Annotated in this window: 23 protein-coding genes; 3 read left to right on the top strand and 20 right to left on the bottom strand. The window is 50.6% G+C overall.

Annotated elements, in window-relative coordinates; genetic code table 11:
• Positions 1-83: 83 nt before the first annotated feature.
• The 3 genes from NST04_RS29310 to tkt all read right to left on the bottom strand — a co-directional run bounded on the left by NST04_RS29310 (position 84) and on the right by tkt (position 4,233).
• The gene (locus NST04_RS29310; RefSeq protein ID WP_341187396.1) at positions 84-1,511 is read right to left on the bottom strand and encodes a M14 family metallocarboxypeptidase; all 1,428 of its coding nucleotides are present in this window, start codon (positions 1,509-1,511) and stop codon (positions 84-86) included.
• A 320-nt stretch (positions 1,512-1,831) separates the two neighbouring features.
• Positions 1,832-2,149 (bottom strand): pyrimidine/purine nucleoside phosphorylase, encoded by a 318-nt coding sequence (gene ppnP, locus NST04_RS29305; protein ID WP_341187395.1) that lies wholly within the window; start codon positions 2,147-2,149, stop codon positions 1,832-1,834.
• A 35-nt stretch (positions 2,150-2,184) separates the two neighbouring features.
• Positions 2,185-4,233 (bottom strand): transketolase, encoded by a 2,049-nt coding sequence (gene tkt / locus NST04_RS29300; RefSeq protein WP_036727551.1) that lies wholly within the window; start codon positions 4,231-4,233, stop codon positions 2,185-2,187.
• A gap of 330 nt (positions 4,234-4,563) precedes the next feature.
• Between tkt and NST04_RS29295 the strand changes: the two genes are divergently transcribed.
• Positions 4,564-5,208 carry a hypothetical protein gene (locus NST04_RS29295; RefSeq protein ID WP_341187394.1) on the top strand — a complete coding sequence of 215 codons (645 nt, stop codon included), beginning with the start codon at positions 4,564-4,566 and terminating at the stop codon, positions 5,206-5,208.
• A gap of 78 nt (positions 5,209-5,286) precedes the next feature.
• Here the strand turns inward: NST04_RS29295 and NST04_RS29290 are convergent, their stop codons facing one another.
• The 14 genes from NST04_RS29290 to NST04_RS29225 form a co-directional block, all read right to left on the bottom strand.
• Positions 5,287-9,195 (bottom strand): hypothetical protein, encoded by a 3,909-nt coding sequence (locus NST04_RS29290; protein WP_341187393.1) that lies wholly within the window; start codon positions 9,193-9,195, stop codon positions 5,287-5,289.
• Positions 9,196-9,212: 17 nt separating this feature from the next.
• Positions 9,213-11,492 carry a hypothetical protein gene (locus tag NST04_RS29285; protein WP_341187392.1) on the bottom strand — a complete coding sequence of 760 codons (2,280 nt, stop codon included), beginning with the start codon at positions 11,490-11,492 and terminating at the stop codon, positions 9,213-9,215.
• Positions 11,489-12,121 (bottom strand): hypothetical protein, encoded by a 633-nt coding sequence (locus NST04_RS29280; RefSeq protein ID WP_341187391.1) that lies wholly within the window; start codon positions 12,119-12,121, stop codon positions 11,489-11,491. Before NST04_RS29280 ends, NST04_RS29285 begins: the two co-directional genes overlap by 4 nt.
• A gap of 63 nt (positions 12,122-12,184) precedes the next feature.
• Positions 12,185-12,682, bottom strand: coding sequence for a hypothetical protein (locus NST04_RS29275; protein WP_341187390.1), 498 nt, complete (start codon positions 12,680-12,682; stop codon positions 12,185-12,187).
• Positions 12,683-12,702: 20 nt separating this feature from the next.
• Positions 12,703-13,083 (bottom strand): hypothetical protein, encoded by a 381-nt coding sequence (locus NST04_RS29270; RefSeq protein ID WP_341187389.1) that lies wholly within the window; start codon positions 13,081-13,083, stop codon positions 12,703-12,705.
• Between the two features lie 15 nt (positions 13,084-13,098).
• Positions 13,099-13,242, bottom strand: a complete 144-nt coding sequence (locus NST04_RS29265; RefSeq protein WP_155991580.1) for a hypothetical protein — start codon at positions 13,240-13,242, stop codon at positions 13,099-13,101.
• A 5-nt stretch (positions 13,243-13,247) separates the two neighbouring features.
• Positions 13,248-13,457, bottom strand: a complete 210-nt coding sequence (locus NST04_RS29260) for a hypothetical protein (RefSeq protein WP_341187388.1) — start codon at positions 13,455-13,457, stop codon at positions 13,248-13,250.
• A gap of 100 nt (positions 13,458-13,557) precedes the next feature.
• Positions 13,558-14,427, bottom strand: coding sequence for a hypothetical protein (locus NST04_RS29255; protein ID WP_341187387.1), 870 nt, complete (start codon positions 14,425-14,427; stop codon positions 13,558-13,560).
• A gap of 11 nt (positions 14,428-14,438) precedes the next feature.
• Positions 14,439-15,488 (bottom strand): hypothetical protein, encoded by a 1,050-nt coding sequence (locus NST04_RS29250; protein WP_341187386.1) that lies wholly within the window; start codon positions 15,486-15,488, stop codon positions 14,439-14,441.
• A gap of 15 nt (positions 15,489-15,503) precedes the next feature.
• Positions 15,504-17,078 (bottom strand): ATPase, T2SS/T4P/T4SS family, encoded by a 1,575-nt coding sequence (locus NST04_RS29245; protein ID WP_341187385.1) that lies wholly within the window; start codon positions 17,076-17,078, stop codon positions 15,504-15,506.
• The gene (locus NST04_RS29240) at positions 17,075-18,139 is read right to left on the bottom strand and encodes a hypothetical protein (protein WP_341187384.1); all 1,065 of its coding nucleotides are present in this window, start codon (positions 18,137-18,139) and stop codon (positions 17,075-17,077) included. Before NST04_RS29240 ends, NST04_RS29245 begins: the two co-directional genes overlap by 4 nt.
• Positions 18,140-18,169: 30 nt before the next feature.
• Positions 18,170-18,952 (bottom strand): SAF domain-containing protein, encoded by a 783-nt coding sequence (locus NST04_RS29235; protein ID WP_341187383.1) that lies wholly within the window; start codon positions 18,950-18,952, stop codon positions 18,170-18,172.
• Between the two features lie 276 nt (positions 18,953-19,228).
• Positions 19,229-20,125: a formyltetrahydrofolate deformylase gene (gene purU, locus NST04_RS29230; protein WP_076082422.1), complete on the bottom strand. Its 897-nt coding sequence runs from the start codon at positions 20,123-20,125 to the stop codon at positions 19,229-19,231.
• A gap of 45 nt (positions 20,126-20,170) precedes the next feature.
• Positions 20,171-21,298, bottom strand: a complete 1,128-nt coding sequence (locus NST04_RS29225; RefSeq protein ID WP_341187382.1) for a deoxyribonuclease IV — start codon at positions 21,296-21,298, stop codon at positions 20,171-20,173.
• A gap of 171 nt (positions 21,299-21,469) precedes the next feature.
• Here NST04_RS29225 and NST04_RS29220 point away from each other — a divergent pair, with 171 nt between their 5' ends.
• Both NST04_RS29220 and NST04_RS29215 read left to right on the top strand, forming a co-directional pair.
• Positions 21,470-21,934 carry a DUF2621 family protein gene (locus tag NST04_RS29220; protein ID WP_341188079.1) on the top strand — a complete coding sequence of 155 codons (465 nt, stop codon included), beginning with the start codon at positions 21,470-21,472 and terminating at the stop codon, positions 21,932-21,934.
• 22 nt (positions 21,935-21,956) lie between these two features.
• Positions 21,957-22,859 (top strand): TIGR01777 family oxidoreductase, encoded by a 903-nt coding sequence (locus NST04_RS29215; protein ID WP_341187381.1) that lies wholly within the window; start codon positions 21,957-21,959, stop codon positions 22,857-22,859.
• A gap of 42 nt (positions 22,860-22,901) precedes the next feature.
• Here NST04_RS29215 and NST04_RS29210 read toward each other — a convergent pair whose 3' ends face one another.
• The 3 genes from NST04_RS29210 to NST04_RS29200 are packed head-to-tail and all read right to left on the bottom strand — an operon-like array spanning position 22,902 to position 26,196.
• Positions 22,902-24,620 carry a DUF6382 domain-containing protein gene (locus NST04_RS29210; protein ID WP_341187380.1) on the bottom strand — a complete coding sequence of 573 codons (1,719 nt, stop codon included), beginning with the start codon at positions 24,618-24,620 and terminating at the stop codon, positions 22,902-22,904.
• Between the two features lie 39 nt (positions 24,621-24,659).
• Positions 24,660-25,169, bottom strand: coding sequence for an A24 family peptidase (locus NST04_RS29205; RefSeq protein WP_341187379.1), 510 nt, complete (start codon positions 25,167-25,169; stop codon positions 24,660-24,662).
• Positions 25,170-25,194: 25 nt separating this feature from the next.
• On the bottom strand, positions 25,195-26,196 hold the full coding sequence (locus NST04_RS29200; protein ID WP_341187378.1) for a TadE/TadG family type IV pilus assembly protein: 1,002 nt from the start codon (positions 26,194-26,196) through the stop codon (positions 25,195-25,197).
• Positions 26,197-26,210: the final 14 nt, after the last annotated feature.

The following is a 26,210-nucleotide window of genomic DNA, read 5'->3' as shown; positions in this document are numbered from 1 at the left end:
AAAAGCACCCATTGCGTGAACGCCCAGGCACAGCCGGATTTATCAGCTGTGCCTGGGCGTTGCAGTAACGCACTGGTGAAGGATTACAATGTCCCCTCAGCAGCCTCAGGCTGCTCTTCCCCGGTTAGTCCACTATCTGTTGACGGAACGGATTCCGCTGCCTTCTCAGGCCAGCTAATCGTTACTTTACGCCCGTCAATCCACCAGTTCCCGCCCGGAGCAGAAGCCCTTAGCCAGGTCCCATATCTTCCCGATACCGCTACAGTCTGCGGATCGAGGAAGGTCACTTTCGGTGAGTAAGCATCCGGGTATTGATACGCCGGTATACGATTGCTCCAGCTGGCATTCGCCGAGATCTCCTCAATCACAGCGAGCTTTCCGGGAGATGGATGAATCCAGCCCAGCCCCTCCGCTGCCTGAACTTGATACCAGTCACCCTTTTGGGCAATAACATAAAGCTGTTGCGGTAGAACACGTGTACCTCCAGTTGAAGTCCCTATCTTCGCGTACAGTTCCGTTTCAGCCAGCAGGCTCATAGATTTTTGAAGATACTGTGCCTTCTGCCTAGTCAGCCACAATGAATAGGTTTGCTCGGCAGAATATAAGCCAACCCCCTTATTCTCGGACCAGATGCCGCTGAACTGTTTCAAGGGAACGCTGCCCTCCCCCGCATAGCTTGCAATCTCAATGGTGAACCCCGGGCGGCGGTACTCCTGGATGAACCAATCCTTATATCCGCCACCCGAAGGATTCTTCTCAGGAGCAACGAGAGAATATCCGGTAAGACCGGCAAGTGATCTGGCTATCGCCTTGTCCCGGTTCAGACTGCTACTAATCGTATTGAAGTGCCAAAAAATAATCTCCCCGGAGCTATGATAGGAAATAGTCACCTCCGGATCGATCCGCTCTGTGAAATTCATCATCATCTGCACTTCCGCAGCCTCCCCGGGCTTTTTTCCCTTATAATTCTGATACCAGGGGTAGGAGCTGGCATTCTTTATGCCCTTCCAGTTCGCCGGATATTGACGGTTTAGGTCAAGGCCCTGCATGTTCGCTTTCCAGCGGTTGAAATTGCTGCTGTTTCCGTTATACTGACGCAGCATTTGAGCCACATCTGCTGACAGTCCTGCTGTACCCTGCTGGGAGAGGGTAACCCCATCCGGATTGACCATCGGTACGAACCAGATACTGACTTCGTCCAGTAAACTGCGCACGTGATAACCGCCTATCGTCTCATTGTGATCATAGGCCTGGGCGTACGTATCGATCATTTTCATCAGCAGACTGCTGGTCATCCATTCTCTGGCATGGTGGGAACCATTAAGGAATAACGCCGATTCTCCCCGCCCGAGCTTCACTGCCCACAACTGCCGCCCATACGCCGTCGCTCCCAGCGATTCGGAGGATACCAGATCAGGGTATTGTGCCACCAGACTTTCAATATCCCTTTGCATAATCGTATAGGAATAGACCTGATTAGGATTCACTATATTTGCCGATGCATGGGTCATTCCTGCAGGTACAAATAACAGCAATAATAGTATTAAACAGCTGAACCATAACAACATAAGCTTATGTATTTCCTTGCAAAATCCTGACTTTCCCAACCTCTCATCTCCTCTATCATTCCTAGCAGAATGTGCCAGTTCCCCAAATGGATAGTGGAAGTATATGAGAATATACCTATTTCGTCAATAATAGACTGAATATCTTCATCTTTTGTCGAATCGTGTATTATGACTCTAGCGTGTTAACGAATGCTAGTCTGTCTGCAAAAAAATCCCCTGGCAGCCGAAGGTGCCAGGGGATTCCAATGTTCCAATTCTTTATTTTATACAATCGGGTAAGAACAGCAATAATCAGTTAATGCGAATACTTCCAGGGCAAATTTGGAGTTGCCGGGAACATGGAAGGTCTCTGCTCCGTCAATGTCCTTCCACACCTCAGTGCCGGGAAGCAGCACCTTGAGCTTGCCGGAGAGAATCTCCATCGTCTCGGGGCCCTCTGTACCGAATTCGTATACGCCAGGCAGCATAATGCCGAGTGTCACCTTAGTGCCGTCTTCCAGAGTAACTGTACGGCTGGTCACTTTTCCGTCGTAATAAATATTGGCTGCTTTTTGAATTGTCGCGTTGGTGAACTGACTCATATGCTTATTCTCCCCTTTGTTCTTAGATCCGTCTATTATAGCAGCGCTTTTACGCGGCTGACTACATTTTCTACAGTGAAGCCGTATTCTCTGATTACAGTGTCGCCAGGGGCGGAAGCGCCGAAGGTAGTGATTCCCAGAATGTCACCCTGATCGCCTGTATAACGTTCCCAGCCGAAGGTTTGTGCCATTTCGATGGCCAGACGGGCTTTTACTTCAGGCAGGATCACGGAATCGCGGTATGCTTTATCCTGCTTCTCGAACAGATCCCAGCTCGGCAAGCTGATAACACGAACATCAATGCCTTCTTCGGCAAGTGCAGCCTGAGCCTTAACCGCCAGCTGTACTTCAGAGCCTGTAGCAATGATCTGTGCCTGCGGAGTACCGTTCTTGGAATCAGATACCACATATCCGCCGCGTTTGATGTTGTCGCGCACACCGTCCACGGTTCCAGCCAGGATCGGCAGGTTCTGGCGGGTCAGTACCAGTGCTACCGGATTAGCGGTGTTCTCCATAGCGTATGCCCAAGCGGCAGAGGTTTCGTTGGCATCAGCCGGACGAATAACCGTCAGACCTGGAATGATACGCAAGGAAGCAAGCTGTTCAATCGGCTCATGGGTAGGGCCGTCTTCACCGACAGCAATACTGTCATGAGTAAGCACATAGGTTACCGGCAGCTTCATGATGGAAGCCAGACGGACAGCCGGACGCAGGTAATCTGTGAATACGAAGAACGTACCGCCGAATACCTTAAGACCAGTGTGCAGGGCAATTCCGTTCATGGCTGCAGCCATTCCGAATTCACGTACGCCGAAGTAGATGTTACGGCCGTCATAGGATTCGGAGGTGAATTGGGACAGACCGTTCAAATGCGTCATGGTCGAGCTCTCCAGATCGGCAGAACCCCCAACCAGCTGCGGGATACCGCCAGTCAATCCGTTCAGCGCATTACCGGAAGCTACACGGGTAGAGACAGCTTTGTCTTCTGCTTTGTAGAATGGAAGATTGGCATCCCAGCCTGCAGGAAGCTCACCGCTTAGTGCAGTTTCGAGCTGTGCAGCAAGCTCTGGATATGCTTTTTTGTAGGCTGCAAATTTCTCATCCCATGCTTTGTTAGCGGCGATCCCTTTGGCCTTCACTTCAGCAAAGCTGGCGCGGACTTCATCCGGTACATAGAAATCTTCTTCATATACCCATTTGTAGTATTCCTTCGTCAGCTTCGTTTCATCAGCACCCAGCGGGGAGCCATGAGTACCGCCGTGGCCGCCTTTACCTTGCTTGTTCGGGCTGCCGTAGCCGATGACAGTCTTCACTTCGATCAGTGTAGGCTTGCTGCTGTCTGCTTGAGCCTCTTCAAGAGCCTTAGCCAGTGCAGGAAGATCGTTACCGTCTTCTACGCGCAGAACCTGCCAGCCGTAAGCTTCAAAACGCTTAGCAACATTCTCGGAGAATGCAAGGTTCAGCTTGCCGTCAAGGGAGATATCATTCGAATCGTACATTACAATCAGCTTGCCCAGCTTCAGGTGTCCGGCAAGTGAAGCAGACTCGGAAGAGATTCCTTCCATCAAATCGCCGTCGCCACAGATGGCGTAGGTATAATGGTCAATCACGTTATGTTCATCTTTATTGTAAGTCGCACCCAGCTGTGCTTCAGCCATTGCCATACCTACAGCCATACCAATTCCTTGTCCAAGCGGACCAGTTGTTGCATCTACACCGGCAGTGTGTCCGACTTCCGGATGTCCCGGAGTTAAGCTGCCCCATTGGCGGAACTGCTTCAATTCTTCCATAGGCAGATCATAGCCGCTGAGGTGCAGCAAGCTGTAGAGGAGCATGGAGCCATGTCCCGCAGACAACACAAAACGGTCACGGTTGACCCAAGTCGGGTGGTCCGGGTTATGATTCATTGTCTTGGCGAACAATTGATATCCCATAGGAGCGGAGCCCATCGGCATACCCGGATGGCCGGAATTTGCCTTTTCAATGGCATCAATGGCAAGTGTACGGATCGTAGTGATGGCCAGGTTGTCCACCGTTGAGTTCTCTTCTTTATGAATGGCTTGATCTTTTGCTTGTTCAGTCATTACAATAATCCTCCTCGAATCAAGAATGTCATTTTGACTATTATTGTATCACGGAAGTGGAAGCATTTCCAATTGTTTTTGCAGGCCGCAGTTCCAGACAGCTTATAATTAGCGGCTTCCGCCCGGTCTATGCACTCTTTTGCCAGCTTGGCAATGTTTCGGAAGAATTTCGGAGGATGCCGCAGAGGGTTGAGAGACTTAGCCTTAAGTCTAGTTCCTAATTAAGACTAAAGTTTGTTTTACAAAGCGGATATATACAGTAAGATGGAGATACCTCAGCGGAATTTTAGCCGGATTATCCATAATTTCCAGCAGAAAGGATGTCGGAAGATGACTGTAAACAGAGATATTTATATTGTACTGACCGGAACGGGCACGGCCTTCAGCGGAATTATTAAATGGTTCACCAAAGCAGAGCTGAATCACGCCTCGATTGCTTTTGACAGTGAAATGCGCGAGGTCTACAGCTTCGGCCGGAAAAAAGTGTACAACCCGTTTATCGCCGGACTGATCCACGAGAACTTCATCCATCCGTTCTATAGCAGTACAGACTGTGCCATATACCAGCTCAGAGTCAGTGAGGAAGATTATGACACTATGTATAACCATGTCCAGGGTATGATGCAGAATCAGGAGCGTTATAAATATCACCTGCTCGGTCTGGTCGGAGTGCTGCTGAACATCCGGATTGACCGGGAGAACGCTTACTTCTGTTCCCAGTTCGTCGCCTCAGTATTGGAGGAAACCACTGTTCATCCGGTAGCCAAGCCCTCCTGCTTCGTGACTCCGGAGGATTTCGCTTTATCCTTGAATGCCCACAAAATATTCAGCGGCAAACTCTCTTACTATATGCACCTGAGTCATACTGCGGCCCTTCAAAGTTCTAGTCTACATAACCCCCAAGCTACTAATCCGGCAGATTATACAGCCGCAAGACTGCGGCTGCATGAAGAACGGGCCGAGGGAATCATCTAAACGATCACCCTCCGCCCGCTTAATCCGGGTGAAACAAAACTCACTGTAGAGCATAAGGCATAAGGACTGCGTCCCGCGTTATTTTATACGATGGCTCTGATAATATTCTGTCCAGTCTCCGAGAATCGTTACCGTCACCGTATCCACCTTGGTCTGATACTCATTGGTAGCGGTGAAGGTAAAAGTAACCGGACCATCCGGCAGCTGTTCGAACGATGGATCCGCCAGCTCACCAGTCCACAGGGTCTTATCGCTCCCGGCCGGACTCAGCGCAGCCGTATATCCTCCGGTCATTGTGACTTGCACGGTATCAGGCAATCCGGTAGCTGTCCCCTGCAGCACAAACTTCTCGCCAGCCCAATAGACATTATACCCCCGCGGACTTTCAGGCGAGCCGCTTTGCTTCATATTGTATGCCTGCCGGTTGCCGTTCCACTCCTCTGTATGCTGGACAGCCCCCTTGATACTAAGCAGGTTGACCATCATGAATTTTTTCGCAGACACATTACTCCATTCAAATCCGTCATAAACCTCCATTTCCACAACATATTTTACGTTCTCAACAAGCCTACCCACCGGAACTTGCCATTGATTATCACTTGAATTTTGCTCTCCAGATCCAATCACCTGACCATTGGTCGAGTCGATGATCCGAACCCTGAAGCGTTGCTGCGGGTCCCCATCTTCATCTTGATAATCCCATTTGATGATTGGCGTTAGAGTACTTACAATAGTCGGCTTGGTGGACACGCTGCTTGACGGGTAAGTGATGTTCACCACTGGTAGCCGATTCACAACTGTAATATTTTGAATAAGCTCCCGGTACAGCCCTAAGGAATCTGTGACAACCTGCCGCAGGGCGAAGGTTCCGTTAGAAGTGAACTGCTTGGTGAAATTAACTTGTGTATTTAAGAGTGCCTCAGCTCCAACCGCCGGTTTCAAGAAATACTGGTGGCTGATGCTGTCCCCCTTAGGAATATCTGCATCCGTTGCTGTGCTTTGGATGTTTAGAACATCCGTCCGGTAGATCGGTACCTTGGTCGCATCTTTTCCGGTATCCGTAATGAGGGTGAATCCCGGCTTAGGCGGATTGTCGATGATAAAGGCTTTTTCGTTGGAGATTTCAGACCACTTTCGTTTGGAGAATGCCCGCCCCTGAACGGTATAGAGCAGGAACCGGTCCAGCGATTGATCCGGCAATTGATACTGGCGTACTGATCCGGTACTGTCGGCGTTCTCTACCGTTTTGACCAGCAGCCCGTCCTTCGTAAAGAACTCCAGCCGGTATCTCTCCTGCGGATCATTCTCCGGGTCGGAGTAGGTCCACTTGATCAGCGGATCTCCTTCTTTTTCCGCATCGATAATCGTAGGGGTCTTCACCGTCCCAGCAGGATACGTAAGGGTCATCTTAGGAGCCAAGTTTTCTTTAACCGTCACCTTAAGTGTAGCTATGTTCGACTTGTCTCCAATCTGATCCACGGCCCAGTGCTCCAGCGTATAGGTTCCCAGTTCATCGAAGGCAAGCGAGATACCCGGAGTCTGGAAAAGTGTGATCTTATGATCGCTTCCCGTCACCCGCCAGTAATACTTCAGGCTGCTCTGATCGGCTATATCTTCATCCGCATCGGAGGAAGTGAAGGTATGGGTATCGTATTGATTGACCGCTGCCGGACCGTTGATTGCCGCTGTCGGGACATGGTTTTTGACGCTGAACATCTGGGTGGCATAGGAATAGAGGCTTCCATCCGTCGCGTTCAGTCTCATTTCCCAGCCGTCAGAGATGGCTTTTTGAGCAGAAATCCCATAATCATTGAGTACGTCCTGCACCCTGAATACCTGATTCCGGTTGCTCCCCCGCCAGTAATAGGGATCATTATTAAGCTTGGTATACCAGCCATACTGCAAGGCATCTCCATCTTCATCCGGATCAGGGGTCAGGTTGTTCAAGCTGATGACCGTATCCCGGTAGACCTCATTAGGCATCGTAAAGCTGGCCGCAGGCGGGTGATTAATGACCTGCACGGTTTGGCTGTACACATTCGACCAGAGTCCGCGGTTATCGTGAACCTGCAGATTAATCTGGTAAGATCCCATGCCGAAGGCCGCGATATTCGGAGGTACAGCCGCACCGCCCGAATAATAACTCCATACCTGCTGCCAGCCGTCTTTTATAACCGTCCAGGAATACACATCGAGCGGATCATTATCCGGGTCAAAGGACTTATCTATAATAGTCGTTGCCTTGCGGTAAGAGACATTAGTCGGACTCACTGTGAATAGAGCGACCGGCGGCAGGTTAGCTGCACTGCCCACACTCTGCTGCATCCAGTCACTCCAAACCCCGAAGCCGTTAGGGCCATCAATGTCCCGGACACGCAGCCGGATCTCATAGGCTTCGCCCGATGGAAGCTGTGCAGGTGGCTGTCCCTCAGTCCACACTTCATTCCCCGCCTTGCGCCATTGCCACTGCCAGCTCACCAGCCCCTTAGCGGGACTCGACATATGGTCCAGATCATAGGAGCTGTCTGTAAGCTGCAGCGTACCGCCGATCAGCTTCGCTGAGAACAAGGCAACCGGCTTCCGGTGAACCATGAACGTCATGCTGGATAAGTTGTCCCGGCTCCACATACGGTAATTATCAAACCGGTCATCTCCCTTCGGATTATCCCTCGCCTGAAAGGTAGCCGTATAAGCGCCGCTGAAGGGAAATGACGGATACTTGCTATCCCGCCACAATCCGCTGTCCCAGATCATCCCCATGGAGTTATCAAAAATAGCCGGGTCCTGATCATAGCGGTACCGCTCTGCATATTTGCCGTCATTCTCGTAATCGGCATAGGAGGTACTGATATCAATCGGGCTATTAATAAGCAAGAAAGCTTTGTTCCTCAGCCGGTTGGTCACGCTAAAGGAAGTGGAGGCTTCCGCTTTCAGGTTAAACGGATCGACTACCTTCACGTTGACGTTGTACCACCCAGGCGGAATCCCCTCATTTAAAACATCAATGGGAATGGTGAAATTTTTTGCAGAGCCCGTATTGGCCAATGTGATTTTTTTATAGAACACATTCGGGATCTCCGCAATGACATCGACGGTATCGTTGTCCGGGTCTTGCACGTATCCTTCCACGTTGAATGTGCTCAGTCCGGCATCATTGATGATGTTTTGCCCGTTCTGTGAAGTCAGTGTGAGATTGGGTTTCTTGTTGGTCGATAACGGGATCATCTGCACATCAGAAACACCATAAGGATAATGTTCTGTGCTTTTAAAATTCCACTTGTCGAACGTCTGGTATACCTCGGCAAAATTAAACGTAATTCTTAAGTAAGCAGGAACTCTATTGCCGACACCCACAACATATTCCGAATAGGGGATAATACTGGTGGAATTCCAATCCAGATAATAACCGTCCGGCCAATCAGGACTCAAGATAATTTTTCCGTACCACATTGGGCTACTTGTAACATTATTGAATTCACCTGCTAAAGCATTATGATAACCGGACAAATCCCGATTCTGAAACATATACCCCCCAGGCCCTGTCGCCACTCCATTGATTTGAGACGATGAGCCATCCTTATAAACAATCTCCATTGACTGACTCCAATAAGTAGTGTACCCATGGTAAGATCGGTCTGTGTTGAAGTTCTTGGGTTGCCCCCCCAACCCCTCACGATACATCTCCCATCGAGTAGGCATGTAGCTGTTGCTCATGGTAATGTAAAAGAAGTTACGCACTTTATCCCATTTCACATTAAATGTATTCGCTGGCATATCGACATACATCGTGCTTGGATACCAGTTATCTTCGCCTTCATATTTGATGGGGCCACGGGAACCGGTAAGACTTCGGGCCGGGACGGTGTATTCGTTAAATTCAATAATCTCTCCGGCAGCTGCTGCCTTGTCCGCCTCTATGCCTATGGATGGCACCAAGAGCACCATCACTAGAATGTACATCGTCATCCGCTCTATAAATGTCTTCATTCTCGATTCTCCTTCATTTACCACGACCAGTCCACAACAGGTGCCCGGTTGTACACCTCGACGACTCGTTCTGCCAAGGGCTGCGCGGGAACACTGCTATAGGAATCCGCAGATCTCCGGTCAGCTTCCGTAACCAATTCTGCTATGGTTGGCTGATCGAACTCTTCAATGACGGTAAGCTTCACTTCATATCTACCCACACTGCTCAACTGCAAATTAAAGACTGTCTTGTTCTCATTGCTGAATATCACCCAAGCTTCATCCCCAAAATTGCCGTCGTTATTGGAATCGTATCTGTACTCCCAAATACGGCGATCCAGAAAATCATAATCCGGTGAGAAGGACATATCCGTAAGCGCAGCGCTGGCGATATTGCCTTGAGTAGGATCTCGATAAATCTTATTGGGAACCGAGATATACACAACAGGCGGTTCATCGGGAACAATCTCAAAGGTCATACTAGTAGAGTCGCCAAACCCGGCAGTATTCGTTACTGTTAGGGTCGCTTTGTATGTCCCCGGCTTCTTAAACAATACATCTTTGATGTTCATCCCTGAGAGATTCCCCAAGTATTTAATATCTCCGGCAGTTCCGCCGGAAACCGGTGAAATGGTCCACAGCGTCTTCGTTTCATCAATAGGATAATGCTCCGGGCTTCGGCTTTTGCTTACCAAGGTAACTTTCCGGTTTTGTTTTTTGGTTCCGTCTATGAAGATTTCCGCTCTAGGGATAGGCTGGATGACAACCAATTTGGCGCTGGTTGACCCGGTCAACCCTCCGTTATCCGTTACGGTTAGGCGCACGGAATGCTGGCCGAGAGCACTTAACGGATACCAGGTCCAGCCGAACGGACCACTAACCGGCTCCACAGCTCCAGGGGTATTGTATTTATAATCTACAATCGTTCCGTCTGGATCATATGAATCCTTACCATAGATCAAGGTTTCTTCCCCTGCCATGACCTCTTCAGACACATCGAGTACCGCTTTAGGCGGCTTATTGTTATTGGCTGGCGGTGGTGTTGTGGGGGCAGGAGAGTCTGAGACTTCTACGGTTGCCTTCATTGTTTTGGACAGAGATGAAACGGTGCCATTCCCGGTCACTACCGGCTTTATGAACCGCACGGTAACGGTAAGAGTATACTCTTGCTTCACATTGCTTCCCCTGCTCTTAGGGATGACAAAATTATCGAAGGTCTGCGTGCTGTTCAAAACCTTGCCATAATCCTTCTTTGTCTTCACATCACTTGAGCCAGTCTCCTTCGCATAAAATATCCATTCATCGATGTTAGATGAATTATCGTAAGCCAAAAGGTCTCCCTTGACTCTCAAGGATACCTCCGTGTCCTTCCCCTCAAACTTCGCCGGATTGGGCGAAGGCTTGAGGATGCTTACTCCGCCGTCTAGGGTGGGTTCGGTGATAGGCGTGTAGCTAAAGGATACGCTGCCGCTGTAGCTGTAGGTTGGAACTTTGGCGTCGGCGGTGTAGTAGTAGGCAGCTCGAACTTCATATTTTCTTCCTTGAGCTTGGCCTACGAGGGGATGAGAAGCATCTGCATCTTGGTTTGAATATTTCTGCTCCACTGTTTCACCAGCAGAATTAACAAAATACGGAATAGCATAATTAACAATAATCCTATTATTCTTAAATTTCGTCTCCTTAAGCGTTGTTGAGGAATTTACGTAATCAAAGTGTGGTGTAATCGTATTACCAATTATATATTTCGAATCTATAACATTGTTTTGTGATCCGTTATACCATTTCACATAATCAATCGACTGAAACGGAGCAGCAGAAACAACAGTTCTGGGAGGTTGAGAGGACGGATTTGAATAATCTTCAGAAGGCTTATCATAAGTCTTCATTCCATCAGTTGCTTCATTATACTCATTAATTTGCCAACGTCTTCCATCCGAATATCTCCAAATAGAGTTACTAGGATTTGCAATATAATATTCCTTCCAAGAAGCGCGAAATCCAGTCAAGTTATTTATAGTTTTCGGATTTGATACACCATTTAATTTTAAATTTACCCCCCCATTTTCAAGAGTAATTCCCCCAACCAGTGTATTGCTACCTGTATATTTTAAAGTGCTGCTATTAATAGAAGCTGCTGTTACCCCGATTGGTAAATCAAGAGTATACGACTTAGCCGCATACTCTTCTCCAATAAGACCTGTGTTAATGGGGATGGAGATGGTAGCAGTTCTTGCTTCTGCTGCTTCTACAGCTCTAACTTGAATTAAAGGAGTTGTAAGGAAAGTTAAGACCAATAAAGAACAAAATAACTTCTTCATTCTGGAACCACAAACTTTTCAACGACTTTTTTTCCATAAAACATACGAAGCACAAAAAAATTAAAATCATCAGCATAGACGTAGCCAAGATATGAAGTAATCTTCTCACCTGGCTTTAGATTATAACTCCACAAAGCTTCTGCACTATTTGTTTTTGCAGCATATTTTCTTGGCCAAATCGGATCAGTAACTGTACCACTTTTAAATCTTAGCGGAACAATTCTTTCAATATCAGATCCACTACCGATAAGTATTTTGCCCGTTTTGTTTTCTAAAGTTACCTTTGTCCATATAAAGTATTTTGGGCTATCGATGATATCTGTAGAGTTTTGAAACCCATACATCTTCTGAAGCTTCTTCACCTCAGGAGACTTAAAATCATAAATCATAATCTTATGAAGTGTATAACTCAATCCTTCCGATTCAAGAGTGACTGGCAGGTCCATTGCCTTCTTCAGTCCGAATTTAGCCAAGTTATCTGTCATCACCGGAGCCGCCGTAGCCTTCACCCCCGCAGCACTAACATCCCCTGCTGAACCAGCAGCCGGACCGGCCAACAACGCCACTGCCAGAAAAGCTTTTACTGCGGTTTTCCCCGCCACTGTCTTGCTAATCTTCAACTTCGTCATAATTAAACTCTCCCTTAGTTTTCATAGTTTTGCACCTTTATCACCCGCATCAGCCGGATGCTTTTACCGGTTCATTCTATACTCCTGAACTGCCGGTACCGTGATGGCCTCTTGGACCTTGCTTCTGGAGACCAGCACCGGATGCTGCGTTTGAATAATGGCGATGACCGAAGGACCTTGTATGTATTTGGTGATACCGTAAGTACTGTCCTCATAGAGCATTGGAAAAGTAGTACCCGTAGATTCATCCACGATGTCGAACTTGACGATCTTCACTTGAGCCTGAAGCCGGCTCCCCGCTAAGGGGGATAAGCCGTCATCCAGTCCCAGATTACTCTGCAGGGTGTGGCGGAAGGTGGCATAAGCCTCAGCGGGGTCTATGACCAGCCGGCCTTGGGCCCTCGCTGCTTCGTTCAACTCCTGTGATGCGTCATGGACAGCCATATTATTGGCATCCTTAAGCATGCTGCGCACCTGGTCCCATTCCTGATTCTGAATCTGAAAAAACCAGGAATAAATAAAGATCAATAGGACAAAGGCCAGCTTAATAATATAATCCATAGGTTAGCTTCATCCCTTAATTAATCGAGATATTCACTCATGATCGAGCCATGTCCATAGTACTGGGTCGGCTGGGATACGCCGGAGAAATTGTAGGGAAACAGGTTCACCCGCGGCGCAGTCACATATACATCAATCCGCTGTTTGCGCTCAAGAATCACTTCTGTTCCGCTGGTTATTTTGATCGAGCCTTCAGGAAAACCTACAGCCTTCAGGTTCGAGATGACCTCAGCCTTCATGGAGGCAGTGATCATCCCTTCTGTCGCTGCCTTTTGCGTGATATACGAGGTGTTGGCTTTGACCTGCAGATCGAGCAGATAATCGATGTACGTAAAAATCGGCTGCAGGATAATGAACAGCACCAGCCACATGAACAAGGCCCGGAGGACGGTTGCCTTCAAGCGCAGCGCCTCCTTTTAATACTTCTCGACAGCTTTGACATGGGTGATAATATCATCCTGGCTGCCGCCTATGATGCTTGTAGCACCAGCGATAAAAATCCCGGCAATCACAAAGCCAATAGCCAGAAACAGCGCGACGGAAATCGAGTCCTTCTTCATCTCGGTTAAACCAAGGGACCAGCGATTGTGTACGTTACTGCCGCTTTCACAGAATCTGCGGGCTGAACCAGACTAACCTTCGGAATTTCAGGTCTGTTGTCATCTGCCTTATCGATTACGTCCCGTACTACAGGAATCAATACAGCAATTACAATAGCCACACACAGGAACCCGATAGCGATAAACAAACCAGTCGAAATAGCGTCTTTTTTCATTGTTAATATCTCCCTTTTGATTTTATATTTTAAATAGCTGCTTGGATATAACAAAAATTTCATTTGATTCTTTTTCTTGCTGTCAGCCTGCCTAAATTGATCATTGGAACATCCCTACGCCGTTAAAATTCCCTTTGATCAGCATAATGTACTGCATGGCCAGCGACACAATCATCAGAAAGGTAGCGATTGACGGAACAACATTAATGATCGTGGAAATGTCCCCAATAAAGGACCACTTTTTCAGATATTGGTCACTAGAGATTTTGGTGATAATTTTGCCCTGCTCCTGCAGATACTTCGCTGCTTCATGGTCATCATCCATCCCTTCTGTCGCCAGCAGAATCGAGCGGATATCATTGATAAACATGTGGTTCTCGGGAAATTTGCTGCAAAACCATTCAATGGCCCGCTCCGTTCCCTCATCCACCGCCCGCTCCGAAAGCTCATACAGATCCTGGCGGATATAACTGAAATGGTTGGCCGTCCCGGCGCAGAAGGCGCCAAATTCCACATATCCCCGTTTGCGCAGCCGGTTGTTCTCATAAAGACGGATGAAAGAGATCAGCTCCCCATCCTTTTGAATCAGCGTCTTCTGATGCAGCCAGCTCAGCACCCAACCGAACGGCAGCACCCGCTGCGGACTGGTAATTACAAGAATCAGCAGCGCAATCAGAGGATCGTATATGGACATTGGCTCTGAGCGCACGAAACCTCCCGTTGCCTGAACCAGCAGATAGAGGAAGGCCGCCGTATAGCGGAATAATGTGATTTTGGCTGCGGAGATAGAGAGTCCGCTCTGGCCCAGCATTTGCTGCAGCCGCTCATTGTGCACACGTTCACCGAAGGCCTTCCATTGCTGGCCCAGACGGAGCACATACCGTTCCTGACGGCTGCTACTGCTGACAAAGACCAACAAAGCAAGATACACAATACCTGTTACAGCTATCAAAAGTAGTAATCTATCCATCATTCATCACCTTAATGGTAGTCCAGTCTGGGTCTGGCGAGGATGGTACTGATCATGAACGAGATGAATAAGCCCGTAAGGATCACCATCATAAATGTAAGTCCAATCGTTGTTTCGAACTGCAATTTGAAATACACATCCGGCTTCAGCATGTACATGAACGTTCCCACAGAAGATACCAGCACAATCAGATTACCGTACAGTCCCAGGCTGATCGCATCCCTGCTGCTGGCCTTTACTGTCAGAATAGTCTCCCGTTGCAGCTCCATGGAGCGGTTAAGCGTCATGAGCGAGCTTTTGAGATAACGGGTGCCCTCCTTCTCGCAATAGAGCAGATCAGATACGAACTCAACGGCAAACGTCGTGCCAATCGCTCCAGCAAAACGCCCGGCTTCCTCATTCAGCTCTTGTTCATTGCTATAGCCAGCGAACGCTGCCCCCAGCAGCCTCAAGGGCGTCTTCAGCACATTCTCCACCGGCAGCAAGTCACTGGTTTTGGACAAAATGGAGTCCGCAGACAAATGCGTGAATTTGGTGGCGATTTTGATCACATCGAGCAGATCGTAGCTCCCCCGCACCTTGCGCTGGGCATAGGCATATCTCATCCGCAGATAAGGAATACAGGCCGAGAGAACCGCCAGGAACAAGGGAAGCCGCCAGGCATTCGCCACAGGTGCACCGTCATTCAACACCATGCCCTCCAGAAAAGGATTGCTGAAGCTCATCTGCCCCGGCAGCTCTCTAAGGGTCAGCAGACTCGACAGGAATACCCCGAGGAACAGCATCCCCGAACGGGTGACGAAGCGCAGCACACTGATGCCCGGCTCGTATCGCTTATGGGCAAAATACAGCAGATCATCCAGATGGCGGTACAGCCACATTTTCCTCTTCGCGCTGCTGACCCTCTTGCCGAACAAGCTCATTCGCAGATTCATCCGCAGATCCAGCTTTTGCCCCCACTGCCATAGATGCCGCTCGATCAACGGCTTGACCAGCAGCCAGAGTCCGCCTGCAACAAGCAGATGAAGCACAAACTGGATGATATAGAACAGCAGCTCCACAGGCACTCCCTCCTCTCATTCATTCAAAACGATTTTGGACTTTAGACTTTCCTTCAGCGGATCAGTCATGGGTTTCTGTGCAGCGAGATGTCCAAGCTCTTGCAGCAGCATCCGTGCCGCTCTGGCATTCTTCTTCTTCATCTTCGCGATCAGCGCTTGGGTCAGCTTGTCATTATAGGTCCAGCCCGCCTGCTCCGGTTCCCAGCGCATCAGATCGTTCGCGAAGACCGAATTACTGGCCTCTTCATAAAAGACCTCGGAGATCCGTGCGAGCCGCTTCTTACCATCCGGAACACTCTCCAGAATGAACACCAGCTCACAGGATTTCAGCGCTGAGATTAAATGCCCCTTCAGACTGCCGCCAATCCGCGTAGATACAGCGAACGCCCCCTGATAAGGAATATCCTCCGAATCTACGGTATGAAAGGTGCCCGTAATGCCGTCATAGCCCTTCTCGCCGCTCCACAGATAGAATTCCCACTCGTTATATCTCATTTCTGTCATGTAGAGAATGTTCGGGTCATGCCGCAGCGACTCCACTCCAACCTCCATCAATTCCTCATTGGAAGCCTGAATGGGAATAATCCGGTGGCCTTTGATCTGATAAGGTAAAATCGACTCCGGATGCTTCTCGATCATCACAACGCCCATGCAGGAAGAGGAGCCGAGCAGCTGCTCGCCGACAATCGTGTTGGCAAAAGTGGTTTTACCCGAGCCTACGGCCCCCGCGATAATCGTGTTGCGAAACGTCCCGGTAAGCGCACGAATCAGCTCAATCGCTTCCGCAGGAATACATTCCGTACCGGCCTGATCATCCAGATCCAGAAATTCCACGACCTGCCGCCGCAGTGAGATGGTAGTGAAGCCCTCCCAGACCCTTGGCGAGACCCAGATAGCTAGACGGATGAACCGGCCGGGCCAGAGGGGATCATCCATTTTGAATTCAACAGAAGGATTATCCTTGTTCAGCTTCTTGCCCGGATCGCTTTTGAGGAGAGAGCGCTTAAGCTGCTCCACCCGGTCGAGCGAAGGCATCTCATAGGGATACGCTACAAACCTGCCCTGATGGTTATAAAAAATTTGCCGTCCGATCATCTGCAATCCGGTAGATTCGCTGTAGGCCCGGTCTGTGAACCAGCGGTAGGCGGGGCCGAAGCCCTTCCATTCATGAAACAGCGCTTCAGCGGCTGTGCGGTAAGCCTCCGGCACTTTTCCGGTAAACGGGGTCCTGCGCAGATATTTCTCAATCTCGTTCATGAAAAAGCTGACTGCCTGCGGATCACCAACCAGCGCCTTCGCATTCAGTTCGAAATACCCGTCATCCTCACGCTCCAGCCCGGCGTTCATTTCACTTTTCATGGTGTGCAGGAAGCTGTAGAAGTCTTCTTTGCCAGGTTTGCTGGTTCGCAGTACACTCTGCTTCAGTGAAAATAGCCGTCTGCTCTGCGTTCCGTCCGCGAGTCCAGACACCGCCCGTAAACTCTCATCCCGCTGCTCCTGCCGCCTGCCCTGTTCAGGGTCCAGCGGAGCCCATCCGGACAACACCCGCTTCTGTAGCAACGGCAAGCTTTTATCCTTGTTGTTCATCATTGGAATATCCCCTTCTTACGGGTTTCCTGGGCGAGGCCCAGTGATACAAGCAATGCGTGGACCTTATCGTCCACTTGCTGAAGCTCTTTTTTCCCCAGCGGCAGGCTCTCTGGAAAAGATGGATAATACGGTAGCTCCAGCAGGAGCTCGCTGCCAAAACGCAGGGCCAGATTCTTCGGTGAGGTCAGCTCTTCCACATTGCTGCGGTTGATAATCCACTGGAAGTCCTGCGGATGAAGGTCCATGTGTCCGGCCAGCTCCAGCAGGGGCTGCAGCCTATGTTCATGCCGCGGGTGTGTGACGATCATGTGCAGAACCGACTTCTGCATCCCCACATACCACGCGGCGCTCTCGGGAATCGACCCGAAATCAGCAATCACCACATCCGCACTTTCACTTGCTCTCGCCAGCAGATATTCGATCTCCTCCTCCTGATAATCCTGGGCGCTTAGATAATCGAAGTTCCCGGGCAGATAGGCATAGCCTTCCTGCTTCACAAGCGCGCTGAAGTCCTCATCATGCAGCATTTTACCGGTAATCCGCGGACGCAGCTTGTCCAGACTAACCGCCGTTTTCCGGTCATAGCCCGGATCGTACAGGTCGAGCCCCAGCATAATCACCCGCAGCCCTGAAGCAGCAGTCCTCCTCGCGAACAGTTTGGCAATACTCGTGCAGCCAATACCTGGCCCCGAGCCGAAGAACCCTACTACATTACCGCTCTCCTTATGCTCATCTTCGAGCATATAGCGCAGCTTATCGATGATTGCCGCTGAGGTTGTGCGCGGGGGCATGAAAGATATGCCCAGACTCTCACACTGCATATGTATAGCCTGGTAACCCCGCACCCCTTTTTGCAGATAGATGTACAAAATCGAAGAGTCCGGATACCTCCCTCTCAGCTCTCTTAATTCCACTGCCGGCACCTGCTCGCTAGTTACCATTAATAGATGCCCTCCGGCATGCTCAGGCTCCGGCAGCACACTTTGTGCTATAACGGTGAAGCCTGCCAGCTTAATCTCGTTGATGGTCAGCTGATCTATACCCAGACTGAATATTCTCAAGTTCATTCCTCCTCCCTTCTGTCTGCTCTTCTACTCTACCCGGACAATCCATAGCTTCTTGCCCTGTTCAAGATAAGCTCCCAGTAGCTCACCATCGCTCTTCTTCAACTTCAGCTCCGGGGCCGCCACCTTCCCTGTCGAAGTAAAGCGGTTATTGTTGTTGCCATTCTCCGAGTCAAGTACATCGTTGTTATCTTCCGTACGGACATAGTTTACAGTTACTCCGCTCAAGAATACTTTGCGCGCAGGCACCTCGGGCAGAACCTCTGCTTCCAGCAGGGAAGAAGCGTCTGAAGCCGGCCCCCCTCCGGGAGTAGCTACGGATGCAGCAGCAGCCGGACTGTATTCCCTGCGTTCTTTTGCAGGCGAGTCTCCTTCGACCAGATAGATATCTACCTTATCCCTGCTGCGGAGAGAACCGTTGATGGCATAGATGGCGTCTTTGGGAATCGGAAAAATCCCCTCGTCCTGCTGTGGCTCCAGCTCGCTTACATCCACCAGCGACTCGGTCAGAATGCTGCCATCCGTCAAATTGACATTCGTAATCTTCTGTTCCACCTGCTCCAGACTACGGACGACCCCTACCGGGATGTCTTTGGTCTGTACGGAATCCAGATAGAGATTCTCTGCTGTCAGCTCATGATTCTTCGGCAGGAAGCCTCCGCCATCCACCTTGATTTTGACAACGGTCTGTGACAGTACATAAGGCTTGAAGTACAGATCATAGCCGAGCAGTCCGCCGAAGCCGATGAGCAGGATGAGTCCGGCGAAGAAATAATTGCGTTTTAATAGACGTCCGCGCTTTGTTGACAAGCCCTTTACCCCCTTTGAATGTGATTTCTGCACATAGCAAAATACATCTTGGCGCTTATGTCCAAAATGCCGGCAAAATGCTTTTTCACCTTAGTGGTTGAGAATTGTATTAGATTATCCTTGTGAGGTTGGTAAAGCCTGAGGCTGCGGGAAGCTCCCGCTGAAGATGAATACCGGTAAAAGTCAGGCCAGAACGATGTTCTATATCTCCTGCATTGCGCAGGATTGCTGACTTTTACCGGAGTGGTTATAACGTTGACTGCAAGATCAGGCTGATTAATTAAATACTACTGTTTTGTTGTGATGCACGAGGATTCTGTCCTCAATATGCCATTTGACCGCACGGGCCAGAACCACCCGCTCAATGGTACGTCCAATGCGCTTCAGCTCATTCACATCATCGCTGTGGCTGACCCGCTGCACGTCCTGCTCGATAATCGGCCCGCCGTCCAGCTCCTCAGTCACGTAATGGGCAGTCGCCCCGATGATCTTGACTCCACGCTGATAGGCCTGGGCGTAAGGCTTACCGCCGACGAAGGCGGGCAGGAATGAATGATGGATATTGATGATCCGGTGCCGGTAATGCTCGATGAATGAAGGAGAGATAATCTGCATGTACCGGGCCAGTATAATCACATCGATATCCTCACCGATAACCTCCAGTTGACGCGCTTCAGCTTCAGCCTTCGTCTCAGCGGTAACAGGAATATGATGGAACGGAATGCCGAAGGATTCCACATAAGCCTGCATATCGGTGTGGTTGCTGACCACAAGCGCGATATCTGCATCCAGGTCGCCCGCCTGCCACTGCCAGAGCAGCTCCACCAGACAATGGTCCTCCTTGGAGACGAAGATCGCCAGCCGCTTCTTATGGCTCACCTTGAAGATCTGCCAGTTCATCTTGAAGCGCTCGGCAACACCGCCGAAGATGTTACGCACCTCTTCCAGCCGCTCATCCAGCTTAGGCAGGTCAAACTCTACTCTCATGAAGAACATTCCGCCGTCCGGGTCCATCGTATATTGGTCCGACTGCACGATGTTCGCGCCATGCTGATACAAGAAATGCGATACCGCCGCTACAATCCCCGGTCCATCAGGACAAGATATAAGCATACGTGCCCGGTCGGGATAAGGTCTGCCTGTTGAATGCTCTCTCTTCACATGTAATTCCATAGTTCTCCGTTCATCCTCTCATCTGCTTGCGTTATCTATGCGGGTCTATGCCTTCACGAGCAGTTGTTTGCCTGCAAGCCAGGCGATCAGCCGGTGATTAACGGCTTCCTCACTAAGCTGAGGGAATAATCCGGCAGCTATGACTTGATCATAGAGACGTTCCAGCGGTTCACGGGGGTCTGCTTTTTTGGCCTTGGCGTCATTCTTCAGCAGCTCCCACACATCCAGCACATAACGGCGGGAATCCAGCTCCTGCTTGGCAAAAAAAGCATGCAGCTCTTCCAGCTCCTGCAGGAATTCTGCACCGAAGCGTTCAGCGACATTACCGCGCAGCAGGGCGATTTCTACTTCATACATGGGACGAACCTTCTTAGCATCCTTACCGATCCAGGGTGTCTCCAGAATAAACGGAAGACCTGCGAGTGCTTCATGCTGGACTACATTGTTGATCGTCTCGAATCCTAAGTAGCCGGAGCCAATCGGAGTATGACGGTCTTTGCCCGCTCCGCGCGGGTTCTTGCTGTCATTAAGATGGATCACGCCGAGGCGCTCCAGGCCGATCGTATCATCGAATTTCTTCAGCACCCCATCCAGATCGTTCACGATATCGTATCCTGCATCATGAATATGACAGGTGTCAAGACAGATCGATAGCCGCTGATTAAATTCGACCTTATCTATAATAGAGGCGAGCTCCTCGAAGGTGCGGCCGATCTCTGTGCCTTTACCAGCCATCGTCTCCAGTGCGATATGCACATCAGTCTCATTCGTACCGCCCAGCACCTCATTCAGGCCGTCTGCAATACGCTGAATGCCGTAATCAGCATCCTTATCAGTGAATGCACCCGGATGCAGGACAATATGCTTGACCTCAAGCGCATGGGTCCGTCGGATCTCCTCCTGCAGGAAATCTACTGCCAGCTGGTAGGTATTCTCTTTATAGGAGCCCAGGTTAATAATGTAAGGAGCGTGAACCACTATCTCTCCGACACCATTCTCGCGCATCTTCTGCTTGCCTTCCTCGGGGAACATCGCCTCAATCGGCTTCCGGCGCGTATTTTGCGGCGCTCCCGTATATATCATAAACGAGGTAGATCCGTACTCATTTGCTTCATTGGCCGCGCTCAGGAGACCCTTGTCCGCGCAGGACACATGTGAACCTATTTTCAGCATGCCTATTTCCCTCTTTCCTTCACGAATTAACCCTTATTCTACCGTGATCGGAAGAATAAATCTAGGCAAGCCCCGGAAGGCCGCTTCCGCTTCGCAAACTTAAGGAAATACGCTATACTCAAGAGGAGCAAAAGGAAAGTGACAATCATCATTGTCAAAGGCGGTGTATTCATGCATTTCCATTTACCCTCAAGCTTATTGTCAACGTCTCCAAGCAACTGGTTTATGAACTCTATCGCATTTTGGACCTTTTTACTGCTGGGCAGCATGTGCATCGGCGGCTATTTTATGTTCCGCAAATTTCTGAAGGTGCTGCCCAAGGCTGACGGCAAATCCAAGCTGGACTGGCAGAACTACTGGGTGGAACGCAGCCGTCCGCTGTGGAGCGACGAGATGAAAGCTTTTCTGGACCAGCTTGTACAGCCGGTGCCCAGCCCGTTCCGTGACATTGCCAAGCACTCTATCGCTGCTGAGATCGGCAAGCTTGCTGTAGAGAGCCAAGCAACCGAGGTTACCCGTGAGCACTGTATCCAAGGGTACATTATTGCTACGCCCCGGCGTGACAACAGGTTCCTGATCACCTTCCTGGAGAAGAACGGCATTGACTACGCGCCTTACAAGCATCTGGTCAAATAAAGCATATTAAGGAGCAACCCCTATGAAATATATCATTTGCGGAGGCAGCGGATTCATCGGCAGCGAGCTTACCGGATATTGGCTGCAGAGCGGACATCAGATCATCAGTGTCGGGCGCAAGAACCCCGAGAACAAACTGGATCATCCGGGGCTTAGCTATCTCACCTGGGACAGCCTGGCCGCCAATCCTGAAGCGGCAGAAGGCGCAGATGCGCTGATTAATCTTGCCGGAGCTTCGCTTAGCCAGCGCTGGACCCCTAAGGGGAAGCAGGCGATTATGGAATCGCGTCTTGAAACCGTTGCCGCTGCCGGTAAGCTGCTGAATTCACTCCAGCATAAGCCAAGCGTGATCGTCCAGTCCTCAGCAGTCGCCATTTATGGTACGTCGGTGCAGGATACCTATACCGAAGCTTCCGAGACCCGGGTTGTCGATTTCCCTTCCGAGGTGGTCAAGACCTGGGAGGAGGCTGCGGATGAAGCCTATGCCGGTATCCGTCTGGTCAAGCTGCGCACCGGGGTTGTGCTTGGCAATGAGAGCGGTGCTTTTCCCAAAATGAAGCTGCCTTACTCGCTTGGCTTCGGCGGCAAAATCGGCACCGGTAAGCAGTGGATGTCCTGGATTCACCTTACAGACATTGTGCGCCTGATCGAATTCTGCATTCTCCAGCCTGAGATCGAGGGTCCCGTTAATGCCACAGCTCCACAGCCGGTCACTAATGAACAGTTCGGACGGATGATCGGCAAGGTCTACCATCGCCCGCATTGGTTCCCCCTTCCGGCGTTTCTGCTAAAAACTGCTGTGGGCGAGCTGTCCGAGATTCTGCTGGAAGGCCAGCGTGTGCTTCCTTCCAAAGCAATCAATCACGGCTTCACCTTCAACTATCCCACGCTACAGCCTGCACTGGAGCAACTGAAAAATCAGTAGGCTGCTGCAAACGCACCATTCCATTCATCACATCTACCCCTGCTAAGCTGTGCGAAAGGTATAGGTACCCTTAACAATGGTGAACACGCTGCCTTCGGTCAGCGGGTATTCTTTGTAGGGAACCATGGCTTCGCCTGCAAGCAGCGTCCCGTTCCTGGAGTCCAGATCCTTCAGAATGTAACCTCCTGAGGCTCTGGAGATTTCAGCATGAACCCTCGAAGCTCCCTCCGATTTCTCAATGTACTGAGCCACTTCAGAGGAGCGTCCAATAATGAAGCTGGGCCGGTTCAGCTCAATTCGTTCGGGAGCTCCGCCGTCATCCGGGTCACTTCTTTCCAGATAGGGTACTGCCCTACCCGCCTTGGGAATTCCGCTACCTGTAGCCTGAACGGGTTCCCGGGTCAGCAGCGCTGTAGCCATCGCCGCTTCCTTCTTCTGCGGACTGCTGGCGGTCATTCCCGCCGGAGCCTGTAGTCTGCCAACTGGTGTGGCTGTAAATCCGCTCTTCCCCACAGTTGCCTCCTGATTCTGAGGAGTGTAGACCGGTGCAGGAGAACGATGATGTTCTACCGGATTCCTGCCGAAATCCCACTCCTGATCGCTTCTCAGCTTACGGTTCCGGACTGTACTGTTATAATCCTCCGGTCCCTCCTCCAGAGCATCCGTCTCTTCCTCTGCTTCGCCCCAAGCCAGCCTCCCGCTCCACACCAGCCAGCATACAGCCGCAAGTATCAGAGTCACCCCAGCACAAACTGCCAGCCACAGTGTCCGGGGATCATTCAGATAGAGAAACTTCCATAGTAACGCATCACCTAATAATGCCCCCAGCAATAAATATGTCCTGTAAGGACTCTGCTTGTCCTCAGCCTGAGCAGGTCTCATTGTTGTACCCGTTGCTGCCTGAACTCCTGATACCCCCTCCTTCCGCTTCAGCTGCGGCGTACCGTTCATCCAAGGCGCGGGATTAAGCATAGAACCGAAAGACTGCTCCTCCTTATCTCCATGTACATGGGAGAACGCTGCGGCCGCTGACCTCTCCCTTCCCGGTTCGTCCAGCCTGCCAGCTGTAGGCTGCGCCCAGTCTATCCTCGTTCCTGTTACAGCGGCAGAAGTGCCTGTGCCAGCCGTCAGATTTACGTATGCAGGCCCCGCCCCTTCAGCATGAACCTTATGGTTATGGAGTGTAACCTCCGTCAGCATTACTGCGAGCAGCTCCTTTAGCCCCGCCGGACTAAAATCTTCTTCCCCGCAATATTGCAGCAGCCGCTGAATTCCATCACCCGATAATTCCTGGATCGCTCCCATGAAGACCATGATCAGCGATTTCAAGGCTTCTCCCGGCTTCGGTGCGGGATCTGTGAGTTCCAGCGGAATATAGGTCAGGAAGACCTTGCCGCTGCTGAGCGGACCTTCGATAAAGATAAACTCCTCATGGAGCGCATACTGCTCCGTACGCAGCATATAAAGCTGCCCCTCCTCCATCCCGGCAGCGATCTGCAGCATCAGCCCGAAGAATTCCGTCATGCTCAGCTTCCCGCTTTTAAGCAGAGCTCCAAGCATTTTACGTCGTGCAACCGTGTATTCCAGTGTGACCTTTAGATCTATTTCTCTAAGCAGCAACCGTAAATGATGCGGTATCCCGCTGGTCATCAGCATCCGGGCCTGCACCATATTCAGCTCTCCTGCACTCAGCCCCCCGGATCTGTCCAGCAGCATCGTTATTCCGTCCTGCTGAATGAAATCCCGTTCCAGTCCAAACAAGTCTCTTCACCTCCTAAGCTGTCAACGATAAGCTCCAAGTCAGAAATATATGTAAGCACAGATGAAGCCCGGGAACACAGCCAGCATAAAAGGAAACCGGAGCAACTCTCCCTCCCGGCCCTTGGCCATCCTCATATTACGAAGCAGCAGGAACCCGGCTGTTCTGTTAATCATGCTGCGCAGTCTGCGTCCTGTCTCCCTCCTGTAGAGAATGATAATCCAGCCTACCACCGCCCCCAAGAGCACCGAATAGACGATGACCTGAAGCGAGAAAAGCACTCCGGTCCAAGCACCGATAGCCGCAAAGAGCTTCACATCACCAGCACCCACCGCCCCGGTAAAATACATAATCAGCAGGAGCACGAAGCCCGCTCCACTGCCGCAAAGTGAAAACAGCAGTCCTTGCCAGCCATTAATAATCATCTGCAGGAGCAGTCCGCCAATCAGCGCAGGCAGTGTAATCCAGTTAGGAATTCTCATCCAGCGTATGTCTGTAAACAATGCCGCTGTCAGGAACGGCAGGCAGCCCCATAACGCCCATTCCGTCATCCGTGCCCCTCTTTTCTCTATTCTTTTATTTTTTGACTACTGTAAAAGTCGCCTGAAGCGTAGCTCCATCAGCCAGACTAACCACGAAGGGCCAGGTACCCGGCGTAGTATTCACGCCGATCTTCCATTCCCATTCGATGTACCCGTGCTCATCCGCTTGCTTCCAGCCCAGATACTTGGCAGTACTCTGGCCGCTCTTGTAAAAGATCGCCAGATTGGCCGATGCCCCAGGTGGCACCTTCACCTTGATGATGCCCTGGTGATTCGCTACTCCCGGATTAGGCTTCTCCAGGACCATAATGTTCCCCGTCTCCTCAGCAGGCTCAGCCGGATTTCCCTCCCCGGAAGAATCGGTATTGCCGACCCATAAGCGTTCAACTGCGCTGGCCTCCAGCACGATTTTTTCATTGAGGAACGGGACTCTCATTGGCAGCTCATAGCTGACTACCATGCCGAAATACGGATGCGTCCCTTGCCTCAGATCGGGTACAGTGACATTGGATACATGAATCTTGCTATATTCAAGCAGGTCTGAGGACAGATACGGCCGCAGCACCGGCTTAAGCACCAGATCCAGCGCAGCCTCGGACGCTCCCGCCTGCACCTTCTGCAGCGGCCCTTCTCCCTCCCGGACCACTGCCTTGACCCAGGAATCCATCGGCTGCGGAAGCTTCTCCACGTAGTCCTCACTCCACTCCGTTATCGACAGCCGTGGAATGCTCCAGATGCTGGAGGAGTCGGCATCATCTGAATGCTCTCCCTCACCTGCTTCTTTGGCTTCAGCTCCCCCGCCGCCGCCTTCCCCCTCCTGCTGCTGCATTGCCAGAGCTGCTGGATACATATGGGTAGAGATTATTTTGACAGTGTCAGAAGCCGTACTCTGTAGCGCCGTCGAATACAAGGTCATTTGGATGATGAAGATGAGGAACAGGACAAATAACAGGAACACAGGCAGGATCAGTGCCGCCTCCACAACCATGCTGCCTTCATCCTTAGGGTCCGGCGATTTCCTCAGCCAGCGCTTCATTCTACCGTCCCCCC

This window comes from Paenibacillus sp. FSL H7-0756 (assembly GCF_038006765.1).
GTDB lineage: Bacteria > Bacillota > Bacilli > Paenibacillales > Paenibacillaceae > Paenibacillus_AQ.
The sequence above is the reverse complement of the archived record's forward strand: the minus strand, read 5'-3'. Positions and strand labels throughout refer to the sequence as shown.